The sequence below is a fragment of the Klebsiella terrigena genome, from assembly GCF_012029655.1.
Lineage (GTDB): Bacteria > Pseudomonadota > Gammaproteobacteria > Enterobacterales > Enterobacteriaceae > Klebsiella > Klebsiella terrigena.
In genome coordinates this window covers 1,293,752-1,315,418 of record NZ_CP050508.1, presented here as the reverse complement: position 1 = coordinate 1,315,418, position 21,667 = coordinate 1,293,752, and the positions used below count along the sequence as shown (strand labels likewise).

General features: G+C 56.9%; 22 protein-coding genes. 7 read left to right on the top strand and 15 right to left on the bottom strand.

Features of this window, described 5'->3' with window-relative positions; all coding sequences use genetic code 11:
- Window positions 1–2: 2 nt before the first annotated feature.
- Window positions 3–1,619, top strand: coding sequence for a membrane-bound lytic murein transglycosylase MltF (mltF, locus tag HCK03_RS06315; RefSeq protein ID WP_167691279.1), 1,617 nt, complete (start codon window positions 3–5; stop codon window positions 1,617–1,619).
- Here the strand turns inward: mltF and tadA are convergent.
- Together tadA and yfhb are read right to left on the bottom strand one after the other, a co-directional pair.
- On the bottom strand, window positions 1,616–2,122 hold the full coding sequence (tadA, locus tag HCK03_RS06310; protein WP_041146746.1) for a tRNA adenosine(34) deaminase TadA: 507 nt from the start codon (window positions 2,120–2,122) through the stop codon (window positions 1,616–1,618). The two genes, mltF and tadA, sit on opposite strands and share 4 nt — an antisense overlap.
- 60 nt (window positions 2,123–2,182) lie before the next feature.
- Window positions 2,183–2,806, bottom strand: a complete 624-nt coding sequence (gene yfhb / locus HCK03_RS06305) for a phosphatidylglycerophosphatase C (protein ID WP_167692400.1) — start codon at window positions 2,804–2,806, stop codon at window positions 2,183–2,185.
- 220 nt (window positions 2,807–3,026) lie between these two features.
- On the opposite strand from yfhb, the gene HCK03_RS06300 reads away from it, so the two are divergent.
- Together HCK03_RS06300 and HCK03_RS06295 are read left to right on the top strand one after the other, a co-directional pair.
- Window positions 3,027–3,875: a MurR/RpiR family transcriptional regulator gene (locus tag HCK03_RS06300; protein ID WP_076947780.1), complete on the top strand. Its 849-nt coding sequence runs from the start codon at window positions 3,027–3,029 to the stop codon at window positions 3,873–3,875.
- Window positions 3,876–3,931: 56 nt separating this feature from the next.
- Complete coding sequence (locus HCK03_RS06295; protein WP_041146749.1) at window positions 3,932–4,192, top strand: YfhL family 4Fe-4S dicluster ferredoxin; 261 nt, start codon at window positions 3,932–3,934, stop codon at window positions 4,190–4,192.
- Here HCK03_RS06295 and acpS read toward each other — a convergent pair.
- From acpS to rpoE, 11 genes are all read right to left on the bottom strand, one after another.
- Complete coding sequence (acpS, locus tag HCK03_RS06290) at window positions 4,189–4,569, bottom strand: holo-ACP synthase (RefSeq protein WP_123710377.1); 381 nt, start codon at window positions 4,567–4,569, stop codon at window positions 4,189–4,191. The two genes, HCK03_RS06295 and acpS, sit on opposite strands and share 4 nt — an antisense overlap.
- The gene (pdxJ, locus tag HCK03_RS06285; RefSeq protein WP_045856382.1) at window positions 4,569–5,300 is read right to left on the bottom strand and encodes a pyridoxine 5'-phosphate synthase; all 732 of its coding nucleotides are present in this window, start codon (window positions 5,298–5,300) and stop codon (window positions 4,569–4,571) included. The genes acpS and pdxJ overlap by 1 nt, the downstream gene beginning before the upstream one ends.
- A gap of 8 nt (window positions 5,301–5,308) precedes the next feature.
- Entirely contained in the window at window positions 5,309–6,049 is a 741-nt protein-coding gene (gene recO, locus HCK03_RS06280; protein ID WP_041147718.1) for a DNA repair protein RecO, read from the bottom strand.
- Window positions 6,050–6,180: 131 nt separating this feature from the next.
- Entirely contained in the window at window positions 6,181–7,086 is a 906-nt protein-coding gene (gene era / locus HCK03_RS06275; RefSeq protein WP_041146752.1) for a GTPase Era, read from the bottom strand.
- On the bottom strand, window positions 7,083–7,763 hold the full coding sequence (rnc, locus tag HCK03_RS06270) for a ribonuclease III (RefSeq protein WP_041146753.1): 681 nt from the start codon (window positions 7,761–7,763) through the stop codon (window positions 7,083–7,085). The genes era and rnc overlap by 4 nt, the downstream gene beginning before the upstream one ends.
- A 294-nt stretch (window positions 7,764–8,057) precedes the next feature.
- The gene (gene lepB, locus HCK03_RS06265) at window positions 8,058–9,032 is read right to left on the bottom strand and encodes a signal peptidase I (protein WP_041146755.1); all 975 of its coding nucleotides are present in this window, start codon (window positions 9,030–9,032) and stop codon (window positions 8,058–8,060) included.
- Window positions 9,033–9,048: 16 nt separating this feature from the next.
- The gene (gene lepA / locus HCK03_RS06260) at window positions 9,049–10,848 is read right to left on the bottom strand and encodes a translation elongation factor 4 (protein ID WP_041146756.1); all 1,800 of its coding nucleotides are present in this window, start codon (window positions 10,846–10,848) and stop codon (window positions 9,049–9,051) included.
- Between the two features lie 186 nt (window positions 10,849–11,034).
- Window positions 11,035–11,514, bottom strand: a complete 480-nt coding sequence (rseC, locus tag HCK03_RS06255) for a SoxR-reducing system protein RseC (protein WP_115192106.1) — start codon at window positions 11,512–11,514, stop codon at window positions 11,035–11,037.
- Entirely contained in the window at window positions 11,511–12,467 is a 957-nt protein-coding gene (gene rseB, locus HCK03_RS06250; protein ID WP_041146758.1) for a sigma-E factor regulatory protein RseB, read from the bottom strand. The genes rseC and rseB overlap by 4 nt, the downstream gene beginning before the upstream one ends.
- Window positions 12,467–13,117, bottom strand: coding sequence for an anti-sigma-E factor RseA (rseA, locus tag HCK03_RS06245; RefSeq protein WP_041146759.1), 651 nt, complete (start codon window positions 13,115–13,117; stop codon window positions 12,467–12,469). The genes rseB and rseA overlap by 1 nt, the downstream gene beginning before the upstream one ends.
- A 31-nt stretch (window positions 13,118–13,148) precedes the next feature.
- Complete coding sequence (gene rpoE, locus HCK03_RS06240) at window positions 13,149–13,724, bottom strand: RNA polymerase sigma factor RpoE (RefSeq protein WP_041146760.1); 576 nt, start codon at window positions 13,722–13,724, stop codon at window positions 13,149–13,151.
- A 420-nt stretch (window positions 13,725–14,144) separates the two neighbouring features.
- On the opposite strand from rpoE, the gene nadB reads away from it, so the two are divergent.
- Window positions 14,145–15,764: an L-aspartate oxidase gene (gene nadB / locus HCK03_RS06235; RefSeq protein ID WP_041146761.1), complete on the top strand. Its 1,620-nt coding sequence runs from the start codon at window positions 14,145–14,147 to the stop codon at window positions 15,762–15,764.
- Here the strand turns inward: nadB and trmN are convergent.
- Window positions 15,749–16,486 (bottom strand): tRNA(1)(Val) (adenine(37)-N(6))-methyltransferase TrmN, encoded by a 738-nt coding sequence (gene trmN / locus HCK03_RS06230; protein ID WP_167691278.1) that lies wholly within the window; start codon window positions 16,484–16,486, stop codon window positions 15,749–15,751. The two genes, nadB and trmN, sit on opposite strands and share 16 nt — an antisense overlap.
- Window positions 16,487–16,616: 130 nt before the next feature.
- Here trmN and srmB point away from each other — a divergent pair, with 130 nt between their 5' ends.
- Window positions 16,617–17,942: an ATP-dependent RNA helicase SrmB gene (gene srmB / locus HCK03_RS06225; RefSeq protein ID WP_041146763.1), complete on the top strand. Its 1,326-nt coding sequence runs from the start codon at window positions 16,617–16,619 to the stop codon at window positions 17,940–17,942.
- A gap of 114 nt (window positions 17,943–18,056) precedes the next feature.
- Window positions 18,057–18,776 carry a GntR family transcriptional regulator gene (locus tag HCK03_RS06220; protein ID WP_041146764.1) on the top strand — a complete coding sequence of 240 codons (720 nt, stop codon included), beginning with the start codon at window positions 18,057–18,059 and terminating at the stop codon, window positions 18,774–18,776.
- On the opposite strand, the gene HCK03_RS06215 is transcribed toward HCK03_RS06220, so the two are convergent.
- On the bottom strand, window positions 18,777–19,976 hold the full coding sequence (locus HCK03_RS06215) for an enolase C-terminal domain-like protein (protein ID WP_167691277.1): 1,200 nt from the start codon (window positions 19,974–19,976) through the stop codon (window positions 18,777–18,779).
- 273 nt (window positions 19,977–20,249) lie between these two features.
- Here HCK03_RS06215 and HCK03_RS06210 point away from each other — a divergent pair, with 273 nt between their 5' ends.
- Entirely contained in the window at window positions 20,250–21,614 is a 1,365-nt protein-coding gene (locus HCK03_RS06210) for a PTS transporter subunit EIIC (protein WP_167691276.1), read from the top strand.
- Window positions 21,615–21,667: the final 53 nt, after the last annotated feature.

Sequence of the window (21,667 nt, the reverse complement as noted above, 5' to 3'; positions counted from 1 at the left end):
AAATGCCGCTCATTCAACGACAACCTTTTACTTTTTCCGGTCATAGTCTGCTGAGGAACATAGAGCTGCAGAAGATTAACTATCTGAAAAAACTAAAGATTAATTATCTGCTCATCGGCATTGTTACCTTATTGCTGGCGGCTGCCCTGTGGCCGTCGATCCCGTGGTCGGGCAAACCAGAGAACCGCGTGGCGGGAATTATGTCGCGCGGGGAGCTGCGCATCAGCACCATCAATTCGCCGATGACCTTTGCGACCATCAATGACAAAACCTACGGTCTTGATTACGAGCTGGCGCAGCAGTTCGCCGACTACCTCGGCGTAAAGCTGAAGATCACCGTTCGGCAGAATATCAGCCAGCTGTTTGACGATCTGGACAACGGGAAGGCCGACATGCTCGGCGCCGGGCTGGTCTATAACTCCGAGCGGGTGAAGAACTATCAGCCGGGACCGAGCTACTACTCCGTATCGCAGCAGCTGGTCTACCGGGTCGGCAGCCCCCGCCCGCGCACCCTTGCTGGCCTCAATGCCGACCAGCTGGCTATCGCGCCGGGCCACGTCGCCATTAACGACCTGCAGAGCCTGAAGGAGAGCAAATACCCCGATCTCAGCTGGCGCGTCGATGAAAAGCGCGGCACCACGGCGCTAATGCAGGCGGTGATCGATGGCGATCTGAGCTACACCATCGCCGATTCCGTGGCGGTCAGCCTGTTTCAGCGCGTGCATCCTGAGCTGGCGGTCGCGCTGGATATCAGCGATGAGCAGCCGGTGACCTGGTTTAGCATCAAGGGCGAAGACAACTCGCTCTCGGCGGCGATGCTCGATTTCTTCAACAACATTAATGAAGACGGCACCCTGGCGCGGCTGGAAGAGAAGTATCTCGGGCACGGCAACGATTTCGATTATGTCGATACGCGCACCTTCCTGCGGGCGGTAGAGAATGTCCTGCCGGACCTGCAGCCGATGTTTGAAAAGTACGCCCGTCAGATCGACTGGCGCCTGCTGGCGGCGATTGCCTGGCAGGAGTCGCACTGGGATCCGCAGGCGACCTCACCGACCGGGGTTCGCGGGATGATGATGCTCACCAGAAACACCGCTCAGAGCCTGGGATTAACCGACCGCACCGATGCCGAGCAGAGCGTCAACGGCGGCATGCGCTATCTGCAGGATATGATGAACAAGGTTCCGGATTCGGTCCCCAAAGATGAGCGGATCTGGTTTGCGCTGGCGGCGTACAATATGGGCTACGCGCATATTCTCGACGCCATCGCCCTGACGAAAAAACAGCAAGGGAATCCCAACAGCTGGGCGGACGTGAAGCAGCGCCTGCCGCTTCTCAGCCAAAAATCCTACTACAGCAGGCTGAAATACGGCTACGCGCGGGGCCATGAAGCGTACGCTTACGTCGAGAACATTCGCAAATACCACATTAGCCTGGTCGGCTATCTGTCCGAGAAGGAGAGGAAGGACCAGCAGGCGCTGGCGATGGCCGGTGACTATCCGGCGGTTATGCCGGATGAGGTAGATAAAAAGGAAGAGCAGACGCTACCGTTTTTCAAATTCCGCACCGAAGCGCTGGTCGATAACGCCAGGTTCAAAATCCCCGGGCTGAACCACTAGCTCTCGTCCGCCTGGCGCGCCTTTTTCAGCGCCTTTTTCTCTTCCCGCCGCCAGCGGAAAAAATCGCTCAGCATGGCCGAACACGACTCGGCGAGAACGCCTTCAGCGATCTCAACCCGATGGTTCATCCCCGGATGGTGCAGCACGTCGATAAGCGATCCGGCGGCGCCGGTTTTCGCATCCCGGGCGCCAAATACCAGCCGCGAGATGCGGCTATGCACCATCGCCCCGGCGCACATCACGCACGGCTCGAGGGTCACGTACAGCGTGGCGTCAATCAGGCGGTAGTTTTGCAGCACCAGCCCACCCTGGCGTATGGCCATGATCTCGGCGTGCGCGGTCGGATCGTGGCGGCCGATCGGCCGATTCCAGCCCTCGCCGATGACCTGGTTATTGTGTACCAGCACGGCACCCACCGGCACCTCGCCCTCTTCCCAGGCGCGTTTAGCCAGCGTCAAAGCGTGACGCATCCAGTATTCATCATTGCGTTCATGGTCAGACAAAGCGGGACTCCTGTGCAAAAGCGGGGCGCATTATACATGGCGGCCGCGCATTAGACACTATCACTCTAGCTGATGCAGATCGCCCTGCGGCGTCACCCGCCAGCGATGCTGGCAAAAGCAGAGCAGCGGATTATCCTGCTCGCTGTCGCTGTAGCCGCTATACAGCCGCAGCGGCGCGCCAATTTTTTGCTCCAGCTGCACCACTTTTTCATGCCCCAGGCAGCGCAGAGTCAGGACCCAGCCGCCGTAGCGACGCGCCATTCTGCTGGCGATGAGGTTCACTCTCGGTAGCCAGGGCGTATCAAAATAGACCTGCTCCACCAGCGACTGCGGTGAACCGGTGATCAGCCAGACGTCGGCATCGGTGCTGGTCAAATAGCCCGTTAGCCGGGCATGCACCACCGGGAACGCCGTCACGTGCTGGCGAAACCAGCGGACAAAGTTCGCCTCAAGACGCTTGAGCTTCGCCTCGCAGCGCCCGCAGGTGGAGGCCCACAGCAGCAGGCTCATCGGCCAGCGCGCCGCCCTGCCGTTGACCAGCAGCCCGCCGAGGATAACCGGCAGCAAAAGCAGTACCGGCAGCAGATTCAGGGGCTGATGACGCAGGACGTAGCGTATGAAGCTGCCAAACATATCCTGCTGGTGCAGGGTTCCATCAAGATCAAAAAAGACCACCCGACGCATAGCGCTATTCAAACTCAACCTCTTCTTTTGGTCATTCCGGCTGCCCGTTAGCTTACCAGCCTTGCACCCTTAATATTAAAAACATCTGCGAGCGTTGAATTTAGGTTAAGGTCGTTGATTAATAAATCTCAGCGCCAGAATTTTTAATTCGCCATAATCCTCTTATAATCGAATACAAAATTCTTTCAGCAGAGGGTGAAGGCTGTCCTCAGGAAAACCTATGAACTGTTTAATCCGCATTCGCCAGCGCTACCCGTCGCTGGCGGCAAGCGATAAAAAGCTGGCTGATTTTATCCTCGCCCAGCCGGACCAGACCCGGCACCTCAGCTCGCAGCAGCTGGCGGGTGAAGCGGGCGTCAGCCAGTCGAGCGTGGTGAAATTCGCCCAGAAGATGGGCTTCAAAGGTTTCCCGGCCCTGAAGCTGGCGCTGAGCGAAGCGCTGGCCAGCGCCCCCGACCCGCAGTCGGTCCCGGTGCATAACCAGATCCTCGGCGACGATCCGCTGCGTCTGGTGGGCGAAAAGCTGATTAAGGATAACGTGGCGGCGATGCACGCCTCGCTGGACGTTAACAGCGAAGAGAAGCTGCTGGAGGCCGTTGCGCTGCTGCGTACCGCTCGCCGGGTCATTATTACCGGCATCGGCGCCTCGGGCCTGGTGGCGCGCAACTTCAGCTGGAAGCTGATGAAAATTGGCGTCAACGCCGTCGCCGAGCAGGATATGCACGCCCTGCTGGCCACCGTCCAGGCGATGTCGCCAGACGATCTGCTGTTCGCCATCTCCTACTCCGGCGAACGCCGGGAAATCAACATGGCGGCGGCGGAAGCCCTGCGCGTTGGCTGCCGGATCCTCGCGATCACCGGCTTCAGCCCCAACGCGCTGCAGCAGCAGGCCTCCCAGTGCCTGTACACCATTGCCGAAGAGCAGGCGACGCGCAGCGCGGCAATCTCCTCAACCAGCGCGCAGATGATGCTGACGGATCTGCTGTTTATGGCGCTGGTACAGCAGGATCTTGAGCATGCGCCGGAGCGTATTCGCCACAGCGAGGCGCTGGTGAAAAAGCTGGTGTGAGCAGAAAATGGGCGTATAATGCCCGCCCTGTTTGTGTTGTTTCTGAGAATTACCTGATGGCGCTGTTAATTACCAAAAAATGCATCAACTGCGATATGTGCGAACCGGAATGTCCGAACGAGGCCATTTCGATGGGTGATAGCATTTATGAAATTAACAGCGATCGCTGCACGGAATGCGTGGGTCATTACGAAACGCCCACCTGTCAAAAAGTGTGCCCGATCCCCAATACGATCCTTAAAGATCCGGCGCACCCCGAGAACGAAGAGCAGCTGTGGGATAAGTTTGTGCTGATGCACCACGCGGATAAAATCTAGCTTTCGATAATGACCGTTGCGCAGGCGTAGTGGCGCTCATCGGCCAGCGTGACGTGAACGGCGCTGACTCCCAGGCGCTCCGCCAGATTCCTGGCCTCGCCCCACAGGCGCAGCTTCGGTTTACCCAGCTCGTCGTTATAAACCTCAAACTGATTAAAAGCCAAACCGTTACGAATGCCGGTACCCAGCGCTTTTGCCGCCGCCTCTTTCACCGCGAAGCGCTTGGCCAGAAAGCGCACCGGCTGCTGGTGCTGCTCCCAGATTGCCCACTCGCTATCGCTTAATACGCGTCGGGCAAGGCGATCGCCGCTACGGGCGATCACCGCTTCAATGCGGGCAATTTCAACGATATCCGTGCCCAGCCCGAGAATAGCCATTAAGGACGGGCTTCTTGCATCAGGCGCTTCATTTCAGCAACCGCTTCCTTCAGGCCGCTCATCACCGCGCGACCGATAATCGCGTGGCCAATATTCAGCTCATGCATTTCCGGCAGTCGGGCGATGGCCTTGACGTTGTGGTAGGTCAGACCGTGTCCGGCATTGACCTTCAGGCCAAGGCTGGCGGCGTAGGTGGCCGCTTTGGCAATGCGCTCGAGCTCTTTGGCCTGCTGCGCGTCGCTTTCGGCATCCGCGTAGCAGCCGGTATGAATTTCGATATAGGGCGCGCCCACTTCCGCCGCCGCCTTAATTTGCGCAAAATCGGCATCAATGAACAGCGAAACCAGAATGCCGGCATCGGCAAGACGCTGGCAGGCGTCGCGCATTTTTTCGCGCTGGCCGGCCACGTCCAGGCCGCCTTCGGTGGTCACTTCCTGGCGCTTCTCCGGCACCAGGCAGCAGAAATGCGGTTTGGTTTCGCAGGCGATCGCCAGCATCTCTTCGGTCACCGCCATTTCGAGGTTCATGCGGGTATCCAGCGTCTGGCGCAGGACGCGCACGTCGCGGTCGGTGATATGGCGGCGGTCTTCACGCAGATGCACGGTGATACCGTCGGCGCCGGCCTGCTCGGCGATAAATGCTGCCTGTACCGGGTCCGGGTATGCGGTGCCGCGAGCGTTACGTAGCGTAGCGATATGGTCAATGTTGACCCCTAACAGTAATTCAGCCATGACAATCCTCATTGTTCATTATTTGTTTTATCTGCTCGCGCCGCTCTGGCGGGAATAAACTGGCGAAACAGCTCCCGGCTCTTTAGCGGCTTGCCGCCAAGATACGGCTTCAGGGCGATACGGGTAAAGCGTTTGGCAGCACGTAAGGCATCGCTATCCGGGAACTCACGGTTAGCCAGCGCCTTCAAATGGTGCCCGGTAAAGCTGTTGTTATCAATAACCAGGCTGGCGATAAAGCCTTTTTCTTCACGGTAGCGATAGGTCATGGTATCGGAGACCGCTTCGCCGCTGCCGGCGCAGTGCAGGAAATCGACGCCGTAGCCCAGATGCCCGAGCAGGGCCAGCTCGAAGCGGCGTAAAGCCGGCTCCGGCGTACCGCTCGCGCCGGCGAGCGCCTGAAGGCAGTGCAGGTAGTCGAAAAAGAGTTCAGAGAAGCGGGTTTCGTGTTCGAGCACCCGGGAGAGCAGCTCATTGACGTAGAGGCCGCTATAGAGCGTAATCCCGCTGAGCGGTAGCGCCAGCGAAACGGCCTCGGCGCTGCGCAGCGTTTTGACTTCGCCACGGCCGCCAAAGCGGAGCAGTAAGGGGGTAAATGGCTGGAGAGCGCCTTTCAGACTGGAGCGTTTGGAACGCGCGCCTTTGGCAACAAGACGCACGCGGCCCGACTCTTCCGTGAAGACGTCCAGCATCAGGCTGGTTTCGCTCCACGGGCGGCTATGCAGGACGAAAGCGCGCTGCCAGCCTTCCATCATACTCGTCGTCTTTCAGGTTGCAGGCGCGCCGGCTGCGTACAGTCACCCCGGTCGCTTACGACAGTAAGCTCCCGGAGACTCGCGGTCTTGCCGCCTGCCTGCACCTCGAAAGCCATGGAGTAGCAAACTCAGAGATCGTCAACGTAACCGAGGCTGCGCAACGCGCGCTCGTCGTCGGCCCAGCCGGATTTGACCTTCACCCACAGTTCGAGGTGAACCGGTGCTTCGAACATATCCTGCATGTCTTTACGCGCTTCAATACCGATGGTTTTGATTTTGGCGCCTTTGTTGCCAATAACCATCTTCTTCTGACCTTCGCGCTCAACCAGGATCAGGCCGTTAATATCATAACCGCCGCGTTCGTTGGTCTGGAAACGCTCGATCTCTACCGTTACGGAGTACGGCAGCTCGGCCCCGAGGAAGCGCATCAGCTTCTCACGGATGATTTCAGAAGCCATAAAGCGCTGGGAGCGATCGGTAATGTAATCTTCCGGGAAGTGATGAATCGCTTCCGGCAGATGTTTACGCACAATCCCGGCGATGGTATCGACGTTAGTCCCGGTTTCCGCGGAAATCGGCACGATATCGAGGAAGTTCATCTGGCTTGCCAGGAACTGCAGGTGCGGCAGCAGATCGGCCTTCTCCTGCACGTTATCGACTTTGTTCACCGCCAGAATAACCGGCGCCCTGGCGTCGCGCAGCTTGCCCAGCACCATTTCGTCGTCCGCGGTCCAGCGGGTGCCTTCAACAACGAAGATCACCAGCTCAACGTCGCCAATCGAGCTGCTCGCCGCTTTGTTCATCAGGCGGTTGATCGCCCGCTTCTCTTCCATATGCAGGCCCGGGGTATCAACGTAGATTGCCTGATACGGCCCTTCGGTATGGATGCCGACGATGCGGTGACGGGTGGTCTGCGCTTTACGAGAAGTAATCGAAATCTTCTGCCCAAGCAGCTTGTTCAACAGCGTGGATTTACCCACGTTCGGGCGGCCAACGATGGCAACAAACCCGCAATAATTTTTTTCTTCGCTCATTCCAGCTCCAGCTTTTTCAGCGCCTGTTCGGCGGCAGCCTGCTCCGCCTTGCGACGGCTGGAACCCGTGCCGACCACCGGTTCACTCAGGCCGCTAACCTGGCAGTGGATAGTAAATTCCTGATCGTGTGCTTCCCCGCGCACCTGAACTACCAAATAAGATGGCAGCGGCAGATGGCGACCCTGCAGATACTCCTGCAGTCGGGTCTTCGGATCTTTTTGCTTATCGCCCGGGCTAATTTCGTCCAGACGAGTTTGGTACCAGGAGAGGATCAGACGTTCGATATTCTGAATATCGCTGTCGAGGAAGACTCCGCCAATTAACGCTTCGACGGTATCTGCCAGAATCGATTCACGACGGAAGCCACCGCTTTTCAATTCACCCGGCCCCAGACGCAGACATTCACCCAGCTCGAACTCGCGAGCGATTTCCGCCAGCGTGTTGCCTCGTACCAGCGTCGCGCGCATGCGGCTCATATCGCCTTCGTCAACCCGAGGGAAACGATGGTAGAGCGCATTCGCGATCACAAAACTCAAAATAGAGTCGCCTAAGAATTCCAGGCGCTCATTGTGTTTGCTGCTGGCACTGCGGTGAGTTAATGCCTGTTGCAACAGCTCCTGATGATTAAAAGTGTAGCCCAGCTTCCGTTGAAGCCGATTAATTACGATGGGGTTCATGCGTTACCAATAGATGAATGCGTCAAAAATGCAGCACACGAAACCGACCTGAGCATTCTCGCCAACTTCACGTTGCATGCGCGCTTGCTTGTCGCCTTTCTGCAACCCAAATTATTGAGAGAATAAACAACCAACGCGGTTTCGTGTGCAGTGTCACTCTTACGAGAGACAACCAAAACTTCGGGGGGATATTCTATACGCAACGACAAGGGATGTCGTTAGTTTGGATGGATTTAAATATTAAATAATTCACGCTGCCGATATTGCAGCGGCAGCGTGAATCGAACAGGGAAATTAGTGGATGCTGCCGATGCGCGATAAACGCACGCCGGTTGGCCACTCGCCTTCCTGTTTTTCGAAGCTCATCCAGATAGCCGTGGCTTTACCCACCAGGTTGGCTTCCGGCACAAAGCCCCAGTAGCGGCTATCCGCGCTATTATCGCGGTTGTCGCCCATCATGAAATAGTGGCCCGGCGGCACAATCCAGGTCGCCAGCGGCAGACCGGACTGATGGTAGTACATCCCCACCTGATCCTGGGCAATCGGCACGGTCAGAATACGGTGGGTAACGTCACCCAGCGTCTCTTTGCGCTCGGTCAGACGGATACCGTCCGCCTTGCTCTCGCCCTTCGGCAGCTGCCAGAATCCGCTGGTCGCTTCGCCGCCGTTGCTGCGAGAGAAGGTCTGGACGAAATCGCTCGGCTCAACGTTAGAGTAAGTGACCGGCAGCGCGTTGCCGCACGCCTGTCCGGAACTGCATCCCGGCTGGATAGTGACCTGCTTGGCCAACGGATCGTAGGTGACTTTATCACCCGGTAAACCCACCGCGCGCTTGATGTAGTCGAGGCGCGGATCTTCCGGGTATTTAAACACCACGATATCGCCGCGCTTCGGATGCCCGGTTTCGATCAGCGTTTTCTGATAGATAGGATCTTTAATCCCGTAAGCAAACTTCTCTACCAGAATAAAATCGCCAATCAGCAGCGTCGGCATCATTGAGCCTGACGGGATCTGGAAGGGTTCGTAAATAAATGAACGCACCACCAGCACGATCGCCAGCACCGGGAACACCGAGGCCCCCGTTTCCAGCCAGCCCGGTTTCGGGCCGACCTTCTTCAGCGTTGTTTTATCCAGACCTTCACCGGTCGCTTCCTGGGCTGCGGCCTGACCTGCGCGACGCTTCGGTGCGAAGATAAACTTATCCAGACACCATAAAAGCCCCGTTACCAGGGTTGCGATCACCAGGATCAGGGCAAACATGTTCGCCATGCCAACTCCTTAATGGTTATTTTCCGTCTTTACCCACGTGCAGAATGGCGAGGAACGCTTCCTGCGGCAGCTCAACGTTACCTACTTGCTTCATGCGCTTCTTACCGTCTTTCTGCTTCTGCAGCAGCTTCTTCTTACGGCTCACGTCGCCGCCATAGCATTTCGCGAGGACGTTTTTACGCAGCTGCTTAACGGTAGCACGGGCGATGATGTGGTTGCCGATTGCCGCCTGAATCGCGATATCGAACTGCTGACGCGGGATCAGCTCTTTCATCTTCTCTACCAGCTCGCGGCCGCGGTACGGAGCGTTATCGTTGTGGGTAATCAGCGCCAGCGCATCAACGCGCTCGCTGTTGATCAGCACATCGACGCGCACCATGTTGGAGGCCTGGAAGCGCTTGAAGTTATAGTCCAGCGACGCGTAGCCGCGAGAGGTTGACTTCAGGCGATCGAAGAAGTCGAGGACCACTTCTGCCATCGGGATCTCATAGGTCAACGCAACCTGTTTACCGTGGTAAACCATGTTGGTCTGCACGCCACGCTTCTCGATGCAAAGGGTGATGACGTTGCCGAGGAACTCCTGCGGCAGCAGCATATGGCACTCGGCAATAGGCTCGCGCAGCTCGTAAATGTTATTCAGCGGCGGCAGCTTGGACGGGCTATCGACGTAGATAACCTCTTTCGACGTCGTCTCAACTTCATAAACTACCGTTGGCGCCGTGGTAATCAGATCCAGATCGTATTCGCGCTCAAGACGCTCCTGGATGATCTCCATGTGCAGCAGGCCAAGGAAGCCGCAGCGGAAGCCAAAGCCCAGCGCCGTCGAGCTTTCTGGTTCATAGAACAGAGAGGCGTCGTTGAGGCTCAGTTTGCCCAGCGCATCGCGGAAGCTTTCGTAATCGTCAGAGCTCACCGGGAACAGGCCGGCGTACACCTGCGGTTTGACCTTTTTGAAACCAGGCAGCGCTTTGTCAGCCGGGTTACGGGAAGTGGTCAGGGTATCGCCCACCGGCGCGCCGAGGATGTCTTTAATCGCACACACCAGCCAGCCAACTTCACCGCACTTCAGCTCGGTACGGTCGACCTGCTTCGGCGTAAAGATACCGAGGCGATCGGCGTTATAAACCTGTCCGGTACTGATGACCTTAATCTTGTCGCCCTTGCGCATGGTGCCGTTTTTAATACGCACCAGCGAGACAACGCCGAGATAGTTATCGAACCAGGAGTCGATGATCAGCGCCTGCAGCGGGGCGTCCGGATCGCCTTCCGGCGGCGGAATGTCGCGCACCAGTCGCTCCAGCACGTCCGGAACGCCTACGCCGGTCTTCGCCGAGCAGCGCACCGCATCGGCGGCGTCAATGCCGACGATATCTTCAATTTCTTCCGCAACGCGTTCCGGATCGGCCGCAGGCAGGTCGATTTTGTTGAGGACCGGCACAACTTCGAGGTCCATTTCCATCGCGGTATAGCAGTTAGCCAGCGTCTGGGCTTCAACCCCTTGACCGGCATCGACAACCAGCAGCGCGCCTTCGCAGGCGGCCAGAGAGCGCGACACTTCATAGGAGAAGTCGACGTGTCCCGGGGTGTCGATAAAGTTCAGCTGGTAGGTCTCACCATTGGTGGCCTTATAATCCAGGGTGACGCTCTGCGCCTTAATGGTAATGCCGCGCTCACGCTCAAGATCCATGGAATCCAGTACCTGGGCTTCCATTTCACGATCGGAAAGGCCACCGCAAATCTGGATGATACGGTCAGACAACGTAGACTTACCGTGGTCGATGTGGGCGATGATTGAAAAGTTACGTATATTCTTCATATTTAGAGTTAATTATGCCTTACGCGTATCATGAGGCCACTGTTCTGTGCCTGACGTTTTTTAATCCGAAAACGCCGCATTCTACACTACATCCTTGAAACCAGGAAATGCTCTTACAGCTAGCATCACCGGAGTAAATGGCGGGATCTTACGGGAGCGGTAAATAAAAAATAAAGGCCAGTGGAATCACTGACCTGCTTCTGAAGAGGGTGTTTCAATACGCACTAAATCGGGCGCTAAACCCACGCTAATGATGATCGGCTGCCACGACTGACGAGCGGCCAGGCCGGGGGAGAGCCCGCGCGCGACCAGGAACCCGCCAACGCCGCCAAGTATCGCGCCGCAGAGGGAGGCAAAATCATTAGAGAACAGCACCTGGAAAAGGGATGCCATCACAAACAGCCCGACCAGCGGCGCCATATACACTAATAGCGCGGAGCCTAACAGGCTGCTTTCCGCGATGCCGAGCTCCACTTTTTGCCCGACACTCAGCGGTTCTGCGCTGGGCACGCTGATAGTGTGGCTGGTTTGCGGCCCCAGCTTATTCAGCACCCGGCTACCGCAGCCGGCGCGCGAAGCGCAGCTGCTGCAGGACGCTTTGACATCGCAGTGCACCTGCGCCATCCCGTTGTGCCAGGAAACGACGGTCGCCCACTCTTTAATCATTGTACGGCCTTGAATTTGATGCTGTCGGCAATGCGCTTAGCCGTTTGCGGCGGCAGTTCGCCCACCACGGTTATCTCCGCGCTGTCGCGTACCGTGGTACTCACGGTACGACGCCCGGTGCGTAGCAGCTGATCGCTGCTGTTCGCCGTTGCGCGATTGACGTTGATCGAGAAGCTAAACAGCCCGTCCGAATAGAGGCGAGATTCAACCGGGCCGTCGAAGGTTGGCAGACGACGCTGGCTGCTGGATATCTCGGAGACGCCCTGCGGTAGCCAGGCTGGCGCCCAGTTGAAGTTAGCTTTATCGCCACCTTCCGGCACCGACAGCTGCGGAGGCAAATTAGCCTTCGCCAGCGTCTCCATGCTGCTGCTTACCTTATCGCCAACGCTAAAGGACACAACCCGGAACTGCTCCAGGGTTTCGCCATCGCGGTCGAGCAAATCAACCCGCATCGGCAGCCGGGTTTCCGCATCGAGCCAGACAATATAGCTATAGCGCGTGCCGTCTCTCGCCACCACGCGGATCACTTCGCACAGGCGATCGGCAATACGCGTACGTCCCACGGAGATGAAGTCGTAGTAGGACGCCAGGCGTTTGAAATCGGTATAGGCCAGTGAAGGCAGGGAATCAACGATGTAGTCACCGTTCAGGGTGAACGGATCGAGCCCAGGCTCGAAGTAGCTGATTTCATTACCGCGCAGCACAACCTCACGACGGGGACCATCGAGCTGCAAAAGCTGAGCGAGGGGTTGATTGTTCAGCCGCGCGTGACGATAACGCAGCGACTCAACGCCCTGTTTGTTGATGCTGACGAAGGACAGCTCATAATTGAGGGACTGGCTAGCCAGGTTCATTTGCTGCAACAACGCCCCGGAAGAGGTATCAGCCGAGGCGTTGACAGAGAAGAACAGGCTGCCTGCCATGAGCGACATGGCACACCAAAGTTGCTTCATTACTGCGATTGCGTTCCTAAAGTTTGATAACCCGGTACCTGAACGGCGGCCTGCTGAGTCTGGGCTTGGCCAAACTGAAGCTGTTCGGCATGCAGGCGACGCTGTAATTCATAGTCCTGCAGCATGGCGTTAATGCGGCGACGCTGCTCCTGGACCTGCACCTGTTGACCGGTTCCTGCGGAAGCATCTGCCGGTACGCCCAGGCTCACCGGACTCGCTTTGCCCATCATCGGCATGGTATTAAACACCGGTGCTTCAGGCTGCTGAGATGATTCGGTTTGCCCATTATACTGCTGGACGCCGACGATAACAGCAAGCGATACGCACGCGGCGACGCCCATCTGCGTAAGCGAGCTGGCCCACGGGCGCACTTTCTGCCAGAAAGGCATCTGACGCCACTGGTGCGGTGCCGGCTGAGATTCGGGAATAAGCGGCACCGTCTGGCGAACGGGCTCGTTTTCGATGGCGGCCATCACGCGAGCTGAGATATCAAAGTGGAGCATCTCGGCGGTGTCGCCTCGCAGCGAATCGCGGATGAGATGGTAGCTCTCCCAGGTCTTTTGCATTTCAGAAGAACCGCTCAGCTCATTAAGCAGTTCGTTATCCAGCGTTTCACCATCCATTAAGGCCGAAAGTTTTTCTTTCTGCATGCCTGATACCCTTTTCAGTATTCCGCTATCGTCAACGCCTGATTAGCGGTTGAACTTTATTATCAATAGCTTCTCGTGCCCGGAATATACGCGAACGTACCGTCCCTACCGGACAATCCATGATAGCGGCTATCTCTTCATAGCTTAGGCCATCAAGCTCCCGCAAGGTAATTGCCATGCGTAAATCTTCCGGGAGCGATTCAATGGTACGAAAAACTATTTGTCTCAGTTCTTCTGACAACATTAAGTTCTCAGGGTTCGAAATTTCTTTCAGCGCCCCGCCGCTTTCGAAGTTTTCAGCCTCATTGGCATCAACATCGCTGGACGGTGGGCGACGACCCTGAGCAACCAGATAATTCTTCGCCGTGTTTACGGCGATACGATATAACCAGGTATAAAAAGCACTATCTCCCCGGAAAGAATCCAGCGCACGCCATGCTTTTACGAACGACTCCTGAACAACGTCCGGGATATCGCCCTGCGGCACGTAGCGGGAGACCAGGCTCGCGACCTTATGCTGATAGCGCACCACCAGCAGGTTAAACGCTTTCTGATCTCCTTTCTGGACCCGTTCGACGAGGACCTGATCCGTTAACTGCTCGCTCATCCGAGGTAATGTCTCCCCAAACCTAATTCCCATGCGTCTTCAAAGCACTACCCAATCACTGCATTATGAGCAAGCAGTCGATTGGAGTACCTGAAAACAATAAAGTTCCGTTACGCCTTTGATTTTTGTCTGGCAACGGCGGACGATTTGTTATCTCTCATTATATGTCCCGTTACTCAGCGCAGGTAAGATGATGAGGAAAAAGCGTAAGGTCCGCGAGAAGGGTAACGTAACACGGTTTATATTTCACTATAAAATCTGAAGCTAACGATCTGCTTCGCAAATATTTTCTTTCATTTCTCCCCCGCCGCTTTAGCGCAGCATGTTTAGTTGCCGCAACCAACGGTAAAAAAAATGTACGATTCGTCACGACCTGGTGCTATTGTGGCTCAATTGTGTTTAGTAAATTAAACAAAGGCCATGAATACAACTCCTGAGTTCTCCTGTGATGTATTGATTATTGGCAGCGGCGCTGCCGGTTTGTCGCTTGCCTTGCGTTTAGCGGAGCACAGTTCGGTCACCGTACTGAGCAAAGGCCCGATCAGCGAAGGCTCCACCCTTTATGCGCAGGGCGGCATTGCCGCCGTCTTTGACGAAACGGACAGCATCGAATCTCACGTGGAGGATACGCTGATCGCCGGAGCGGGCCTGTGCGATCGTCACGCCGTCTCCTTCGTGGCGAGCAACGCCAAACCCTGCGTGCAGTGGCTTATCGATCAGGGCGTGCTGTTCGACACCCAGGTCCAGGCCAACGGCGAGGAGAGCTATCACCTGACGCGTGAAGGCGGCCACAGCCATCGCCGCATTCTCCACGCCGCCGATGCCACCGGTAAAGCGGTGGAAACCACCCTGGTGAGCCAGGCGCTTTCACACCCCAATATCCGCGTGCTCGAACGCAGCAATGCCGTCGATCTGATTATTTCTGACAAGATTGGCCTGCCCGGCGATCGTCGGGTCGTCGGGGCGTGGATCTGGAACCGTAATGAAGAAAAGGTTGAGACCTGGGGAGCGAAAGCCGTTGTTCTGGCAACCGGCGGCGCTGCCAAGGTGTATCAATACACCACGAACCCGGACGTATCATCCGGCGACGGTATTGCCATGGCCTGGCGTGCGGGCTGCCGCGTCGCCAACCTGGAGTTCAATCAGTTTCACCCTACCGCGCTGTACCATCCGCAGGCGCGCAATTTCCTGCTGACCGAAGCGCTGCGCGGCGAAGGCGCCCACCTGAAGCGTCCGGACGGTTCACGCTTTATGCCCGATTTTGACGCCCGCGGCGAGCTGGCTCCGCGCGACGTCGTCGCTCGCGCCATTGACCATGAGATGAAGCGTCTCGGCGTTGACTGCATGTATCTGGATATCAGCCATAAGCCCGAAGCCTTTATTCGTCAGCACTTCCCGATGATCTACGAGAAGCTACTCGGTCTCGGTATCGACCTGACGAAAGAGCCGGTGCCGATTGTGCCGGCGGCGCATTACACCTGCGGCGGGGTGATGGTAGACGATAACGGGCGGACCGATGTCGAGGGGCTGTATGCTATCGGCGAAGTCAGCTACACCGGCCTCCACGGCGCCAACCGCATGGCCTCCAACTCGCTGCTCGAATGCCTGGTCTACGGCTGGTCGGCCGCCGAAGATATTCGGCGCATCATGCCGCAGGCGCAGGCGGTTACCGACCTGCCGGCCTGGGACGAGAGCCAGGTTGAAATCCCCGATGAGCTGGTAGTTATCCAGCATAACTGGCACGAGCTGCGCCTGTTGATGTGGGACTACGTCGGGATTGTGCGCACGACCCGTCGCCTGGAGCGCGCCCTGCGGCGCATAACCATGCTGCAGCAGGAGCTCGACGAATACTATGCCCGCTTCCGCGTCTCCAACAACCTGCTGGAGCTGCGTAACCTGGTGCAGGTTGCCGAGCTGATTGTGCGCTGTGCAATGCTGCGCAAAGAGAGCCGCGGCCTGCACTATACGCTGGACTACCCGGATCTGCTGCCGGACAGCGGGCCGTCTGTTCTCACGCCGGACGCTCACATAAAGAGATAAAAGTCCTGGGTCAGCGCGGTAAATCCTTCAGAGTATTGCTGCTCTGGCCCACGGATAATCAGCCGGTCACTGAAGCACTCCCCCGCCGTCGGCGAGAAGGCAAGGAGCACCCGATGAGGCGCGCGCATTTCCGTTTCCGCCACGTCGGTGCGTAAACGCAGATGCCACCCCATCGTTTGCGCGCGTCGGGCAAACGCGTCGCCAATATCCACCGGCAGCACCACGCAGAAAAATCCCTCCTCTGTGATACACTCAGCGGCACAGCTTAATAGCGTCACGTGATCGAGCGTGGTCGTATATCGCGCCTGTTCGCGCTGGGATGTTGCGCAGGGCACGCCTTCGGCAAAAAAAGGCGGATTGCTGACAATCAGCTCATAGCGTCGGGTTTGCGGCGGCTGCCACTGCTGAATATCGGCTTGATGTACCTGGATGCGGGCGGGCCATGGCGAAGCAACGGCGTTTTCCCGCGCCTGTTCTGCCGCCTCTTCATCCAGTTCAACCGCATCCAGCACCACCTGCTCCCCGGTACGCTGAGCCAGCATCAGGGCCAGCAGGCCGCTGCCGGTACCGATATCCAGCACGTGCTTAACCTGAGCAATCGGCGCCCACGCGCCTAGCAGAATACCGTCGGTACCCACTTTCATTGCGCAGCGGTCGTGAGCGACAAAGAATTGTTTAAACGTAAAACCATTGCGCGGCAGCGCAAACTTCGACTGAGACATCCTAACAACCTTGCGGGCAAAAACTCCTGAGCTTGAGGCTATGCACAATACCGGAGAACAGATAGCCTTACAAACAGATGAACATTGCGCGCGTAACGTCTATAATCGTCGGTCCACTCAGAGGTAGATAATGACTGTAACGACTTTTTCCGAACTTGAACTCGACGAAAACCTGCTGGAAGCCCTCCAGGAAAAAGGTTTCACACGCCCGACAGCCATTCAGGCCGCCGCTATTCCGCCTGCGCTCGATGGCCGTGATATTCTCGGTTCAGCCCCGACCGGCACCGGTAAAACAGCGGCGTATCTGCTGCCAGCGTTGCAGCACCTGCTTGATTTCCCGCGCAAGAAGTCAGGGCCTCCGCGTATTCTGATCCTGACGCCAACCCGCGAGCTGGCGATGCAGGTTGCTGACCATGCGCGCGAGCTGGCGGCGCACACCCATCTCGATATCGCCACCATCACCGGCGGCGTCGCGTACATGAACCACGCGGAAGTGTTCAGCGAAAACCAGGATATCGTGGTCGCCACCACCGGCCGCCTGCTGCAGTATATTAAAGAAGAGAACTTCGACTGCCGCGCCGTAGAAACGCTGATCCTCGATGAAGCGGACCGAATGCTGGATTTGGGCTTCGCTCAGGATATCGAACATATTGCCGGCGAAACCCGCTGGCGTAAGCAGACCATGCTGTTCTCCGCGACCCTCGAAGGCGATGCCATCAAAGATTTTGCCGAGCGTCTGCTGGAAGAGCCGGTGGAGGTGTCCGCATCCCCTTCCACCCGCGAGCGGAAGAAAATCCATCAGTGGTACTACCGCGCCGATGACGTTAAGCATAAAACCGCCCTGCTGATAAACCTGCTGCAACAGCCGGACGCCACCCGTTCTATCGTCTTTGTGCGCAAGCGCGAGCGTGTTCATGAGCTGGCATCCTGGCTGCGTGAAGCCGGTATCAACACCTGCTGGCTGGAAGGCGAAATGGTGCAGGCGAAGCGTAACGAAGCGATTAAGCGCATGACCGATGGCCGCATGAACGTACTGATTGCCACCGACGTTGCCGCGCGCGGGATCGATATCCCGGACGTGAGCCACGTCTTCAACTTCGATATGCCGCGCACCGCGGATACCTATCTGCACCGTATCGGCCGAACCGGTCGTGCCGGGAAGAAAGGCGTGGCGATCTCTCTGGTTGAGGCGCATGACCACCTGCTGCTGGGCAAAATCGGTCGCTACATTGACGAGCCGCTGAAGGCACGCGTTATCGACGAACTGCGCCCTTCAACCCGCGCGCCGAGCGAGAAGCAAACCGGCAAGCCTTCCAAGAAGGTGCTGGCCAAGCGCGCAGAGAAGAAAAAAGAAGAACAAGAAAAGCCGCGCGTGAAGAAACGTCACCGCGATGCTAAAAATGTCGGCAAGCGTCGTAAGCCGAGCGGCAGCGATACGCCGCAGCAGTCGAGCTAAGAGTAAAACAACGCCGGGATATCCCGGCGTTTTTGCATTTACGCCTGCGGTGACTGCGCCGCGGGGAGTGGTATCGGGCGCGCCCTTGAGCCGGTGAGTCAGGAATTGATCGTCATGAAAAAAAAAGATTTCGTCACCCAGGATCTGCTCAGCAAAATCTACCAGCACAATGACCCCGGCCCCCGCAAGCTTCCGCCTGAACGCCGGCTGGCGGAGGAGTATGGCGTCTCGCGGTTTACTATCCGCCAGGCGCTGGAAAAACTCGCCGACATCGGCGTTATACGTATCGTGCAGGGCTCAGGGATCTGGATTAACGAGCGGATGAGCAACAATCCGCTGGTCTATAACTCCATTACCGAAAAGCGCTTCGATCGGATGCGCTATCGGACAATCAGCCTGCATAAAAAGCGCCCCGACCGCGAGGAGCAGCAGATTTTCGGCATTACGGATGAAGATTTTATCTGGCAATTTTGCCGCCTGCGCTTCGTCGATAACGTGGCGCTGCAGATTGAGATTTCGCGGATGCCGGCCGCCGCCTTTGCCGATCTGAGCCGGGAGGTTATCGAGCAATCCCTGCAGCAGTATGTGCTGGCCAAGGGCTATCAAATTTCACATTTGCTCACCACCTATCAGGCGGTGAGCGTCAGCCGGGAGCAGGCCGCTCTGCTGGGTTGTAAAAAGGGTATCCCGGCCATGCACATTAACAATCGAGGGATTCTCGACGGCGGTCAGGTGTATGAAATCAGCGATATCATCGATATCAACTACTCCTGTACCTACGTTATTCCGCATAACCGCGACAACTTAACCTTCCGCCAGGCCCCCTCGGACTAGCTATGGCGTATGGATCGTGCCGTCAGGCAGGCGGCTCTGCGTCCATTCATGCGGACGATAGACAAGCGGATATGCCTGCGCCAGCGGCTGATTAAAGCCAACGCCAATGCCTGCCGCCGTTGGCGGATAGATAAACCCGTTATTGACGACGGGCGCGCCGGGGAATACCGCATCGGTCGCCTCAGAACGCGGTATAAACTCCTGGATTGCGGCATTGCTGAGGTGGATATTCAGATGGGTATTGACCGCAACCCCAATCGGCGTCATATCGCCTGGCCCGTGCCACGCCACGCGCACGCCGAAGGCCTGACAGAGAACCGCCAGCTTCAGGGCCGGCGTAATCCCGCCAATCTGCGAAACGTGGCAGCGGATAAAATCGATCTGTCGCTTAACAATCAGGTCATGCCATTCAGCCGGATTATTAAACAGCTCCCCCATCGCGAGCGGGATCGCGCTTTGCTGGCGGATCTGCGCCAGCCATGCGCTCTGCTGCGGCGCTAAAATATCCTCAATAAACCACGGCTGATACGGCTCGAGCTGCTTTGCCAGCTGCAGCGCCTGCTGCGGGAAAAGCCTTTCGTGGACGTCATGGAGGATATGGAAACGATGTCCGTAGCGCGCTCGCAGCAGCCGGAACATCTCAACCGTATTCCTGATGTACTCATCCTGATCGTAATAGGCGCCCGGCGTCGGGTTCTCCGGCGTGTGCATCTCCTGCGCCGTGCCACCGTAAAAACCAAGCTGGCAGCGGATGTGGCGATAGCCCTCCTCCAGCAGACGTTCAACGGCGATAAACAGCGCTTCCGGCGTCTCGCCGCTGGCATGGGTATACGCCGGGATAGCGTCACGCGATTTGCCGCCAAAAAGCTGATACAGCGGCATTGCCGCCAGCTGGGCTTTGATATCCCATAGCGCCATATCAACGCCGGCGATCGCGTTATTCATTACCGGCCCGTTTCGCCAGTAGGCATTGACGTTCATCATCTGCCAGAGGTCTTCGATATTGTTGGCATCACGGCCAAGCAGCAGCGGCTTAAGGTATTCATCAACCATCGTTTTGACCGCCAGCGGACGCTGCTGGAAAGTCGCGCAGCCGTGGCCCACGGTGCCTTTGTCGGTGGTAACGCGTACCGTGACCAGGTTATGACGATCGGGGCGGGTGATAAAACACTCAATATCAGTAATTAGCGTAGCGTTCACGGCAAGGCTCCCTGCGGCAAAAATAAAAGATGATGCCAATTATCTTCGCCCTATTTATTAGACAAGGTAAACCTTTTTATTTAATAAAATTTTGGTTCGAAAAATAGATTTAATTTCATTAAAAACCGGACCAATTTAGATAAAAACCGCTCACAACAACCTTAACCACGGTAATTTGTGACTGAAATCATATTTTATTGGTTTGTTTTTATAGTTTGGCTTATTTACCATTTGACGACGCAAACAGCACCACACATTAATCCAGGAGCCGGTATGGAGACGCAAGATGCAATCAGCAGAATTATTTTGCTGATTGGCGGAAAAGAAAACATTAATAACGTCTGGCACTGTATGACCCGATTACGCTTTGATTTAATTGATGATAACAAAGTAGAAAAAGAAGAGATTAAGAAACTACCCGGCGTGCTCGGCGCGCAGCTGCAGAGCGATCAGTTTCAAATCATCATCGGGCCGAAGGTCAGCAGCTGGTATGAACGCCTGCTCGCGGCATTAGGTCCCGTCGGCAGCGAGGCAGCGGAAAAACCCCACCAGCGCAAGGGGCTGGTATCGCTGTTTATGGATACCGTGTCGGGCGTTTTTGGCCCGATCGTGCCGGCCATTGCCGGAGCCGGGATGATAAAAGGCCTGCTGGCCGGACTGATCGCGCTGAAAGCGGTACCGCAAAATAGCGATACCGTGATGATCATCGACCTTATCGCCAGCGGCGTATTCTATTTCCTGCCCTTTTTCCTTGCCGTCTCGGCGGCAAAGATTTTTAAGACCAACGAGTATCTGGCCGTCGCCGTTGCCGCCTGCCTGATGTATCCGACGCTGATTGACGCCGCAAAGGCGCTGGCGGCCCATCACGATGGAGCGGCTTCCGCGCTGTGGCTGCTAAACGCCGTCCCGATCCCGGTATTCAACTACGCCTCCAGCGTGATCCCGGTTATTTTCTCCGTGCTGGCGCTGAAATATATCTATGCCTGGGTCGATCGCATTATGCCCGAGGTGCTGAAAACCGTTTTCACGCCGACGCTGGCGCTGTTTATCGGCGCGCTGGCGGCGCTGGTGATTATTGGTCCGGTTGGCATCTGGCTTGGCAAAGCGCTGGCGTGGTTTATTGAAGGTCTGTTCGGCATCTCCGCGAGTTTTGCCGGACTGGTGGTGGGCGCTATCCGCCCGGTCGCGATCCTCACCGGGATGCATCACGCCATGACGCCCATTGCCCTGCAAAACTTCAGCGATCGCGGTTACGACATGCTGATGCCGATGATGTTTATGGCCAACATGTCGATAGCGGGCGCGACCTTTGCTATCTGGCGCGTAAGTAAAGATCGCCAGCAGCGCACGATTACGCTGTCTGCGGCAATTTCCGCACTGCTTGGGATCACCGAGCCCGCGCTGTTCGGCGTCTTAACGCGCTATAAAAAAGCGTTCGTCGCGGCCACCGTTGCCAGCTCGCTGGCCTCAGCCTTTATCGCTTTCTTCGGCGTACGGCTGTATGGCTACATTCTGTCGAGCATTTTTAGCCTGCCGGCTTACATCGGCCCCTACTTTATCTTTGCGCTGTCGGGCGTGGCGATCGCCATCGTATTGTCGTTCACCCTCACCACGCTGCTGGTAAGGCAGGAGCGCTAGCCTGAGATAATAAAAAACCCCCGGCTCGATTGAACCGGGGGTTTTTGCTAACG

What these genes read in the sequence shown, in the direction of transcription:
- mltF (WP_167691279.1), top strand. Translation starts at nt 3, where the DNA reads ATGCCGCTCATTCAACGACAACCTTTTACTTTTTCCGGTCATAGTCTG.
- rseB (WP_041146758.1), bottom strand. Translation starts at nt 12,467, where the DNA reads ATGAAGCAACTTTGGTGTGCCATGTCGCTCATGGCAGGCAGCCTGTTC.
- HCK03_RS06300 (WP_076947780.1), top strand. Translation starts at nt 3,027, where the DNA reads ATGAACTGTTTAATCCGCATTCGCCAGCGCTACCCGTCGCTGGCGGCA.
- HCK03_RS06220 (WP_041146764.1), top strand. Translation starts at nt 18,057, where the DNA reads ATGAAAAAAAAAGATTTCGTCACCCAGGATCTGCTCAGCAAAATCTAC.
- rseA (WP_041146759.1), bottom strand. Translation starts at nt 13,117, where the DNA reads ATGCAGAAAGAAAAACTTTCGGCCTTAATGGATGGTGAAACGCTGGAT.
- rseC (WP_115192106.1), bottom strand. Translation starts at nt 11,514, where the DNA reads ATGATTAAAGAGTGGGCGACCGTCGTTTCCTGGCACAACGGGATGGCG.
- lepA (WP_041146756.1), bottom strand. Translation starts at nt 10,848, where the DNA reads ATGAAGAATATACGTAACTTTTCAATCATCGCCCACATCGACCACGGT.
- HCK03_RS06210 (WP_167691276.1), top strand. Translation starts at nt 20,250, where the DNA reads ATGGAGACGCAAGATGCAATCAGCAGAATTATTTTGCTGATTGGCGGA.
- rpoE (WP_041146760.1), bottom strand. Translation starts at nt 13,724, where the DNA reads ATGAGCGAGCAGTTAACGGATCAGGTCCTCGTCGAACGGGTCCAGAAA.
- HCK03_RS06295 (WP_041146749.1), top strand. Translation starts at nt 3,932, where the DNA reads ATGGCGCTGTTAATTACCAAAAAATGCATCAACTGCGATATGTGCGAA.
- rnc (WP_041146753.1), bottom strand. Translation starts at nt 7,763, where the DNA reads ATGAACCCCATCGTAATTAATCGGCTTCAACGGAAGCTGGGCTACACT.
- era (WP_041146752.1), bottom strand. Translation starts at nt 7,086, where the DNA reads ATGAGCGAAGAAAAAAATTATTGCGGGTTTGTTGCCATCGTTGGCCGC.
- acpS (WP_123710377.1), bottom strand. Translation starts at nt 4,569, where the DNA reads ATGGCTATTCTCGGGCTGGGCACGGATATCGTTGAAATTGCCCGCATT.
- lepB (WP_041146755.1), bottom strand. Translation starts at nt 9,032, where the DNA reads ATGGCGAACATGTTTGCCCTGATCCTGGTGATCGCAACCCTGGTAACG.
- yfhb (WP_167692400.1), bottom strand. Translation starts at nt 2,806, where the DNA reads ATGCGTCGGGTGGTCTTTTTTGATCTTGATGGAACCCTGCACCAGCAG.
- srmB (WP_041146763.1), top strand. Translation starts at nt 16,617, where the DNA reads ATGACTGTAACGACTTTTTCCGAACTTGAACTCGACGAAAACCTGCTG.
- pdxJ (WP_045856382.1), bottom strand. Translation starts at nt 5,300, where the DNA reads ATGGCTGAATTACTGTTAGGGGTCAACATTGACCATATCGCTACGCTA.
- trmN (WP_167691278.1), bottom strand. Translation starts at nt 16,486, where the DNA reads ATGTCTCAGTCGAAGTTTGCGCTGCCGCGCAATGGTTTTACGTTTAAA.
- nadB (WP_041146761.1), top strand. Translation starts at nt 14,145, where the DNA reads ATGAATACAACTCCTGAGTTCTCCTGTGATGTATTGATTATTGGCAGC.
- recO (WP_041147718.1), bottom strand. Translation starts at nt 6,049, where the DNA reads ATGGAAGGCTGGCAGCGCGCTTTCGTCCTGCATAGCCGCCCGTGGAGC.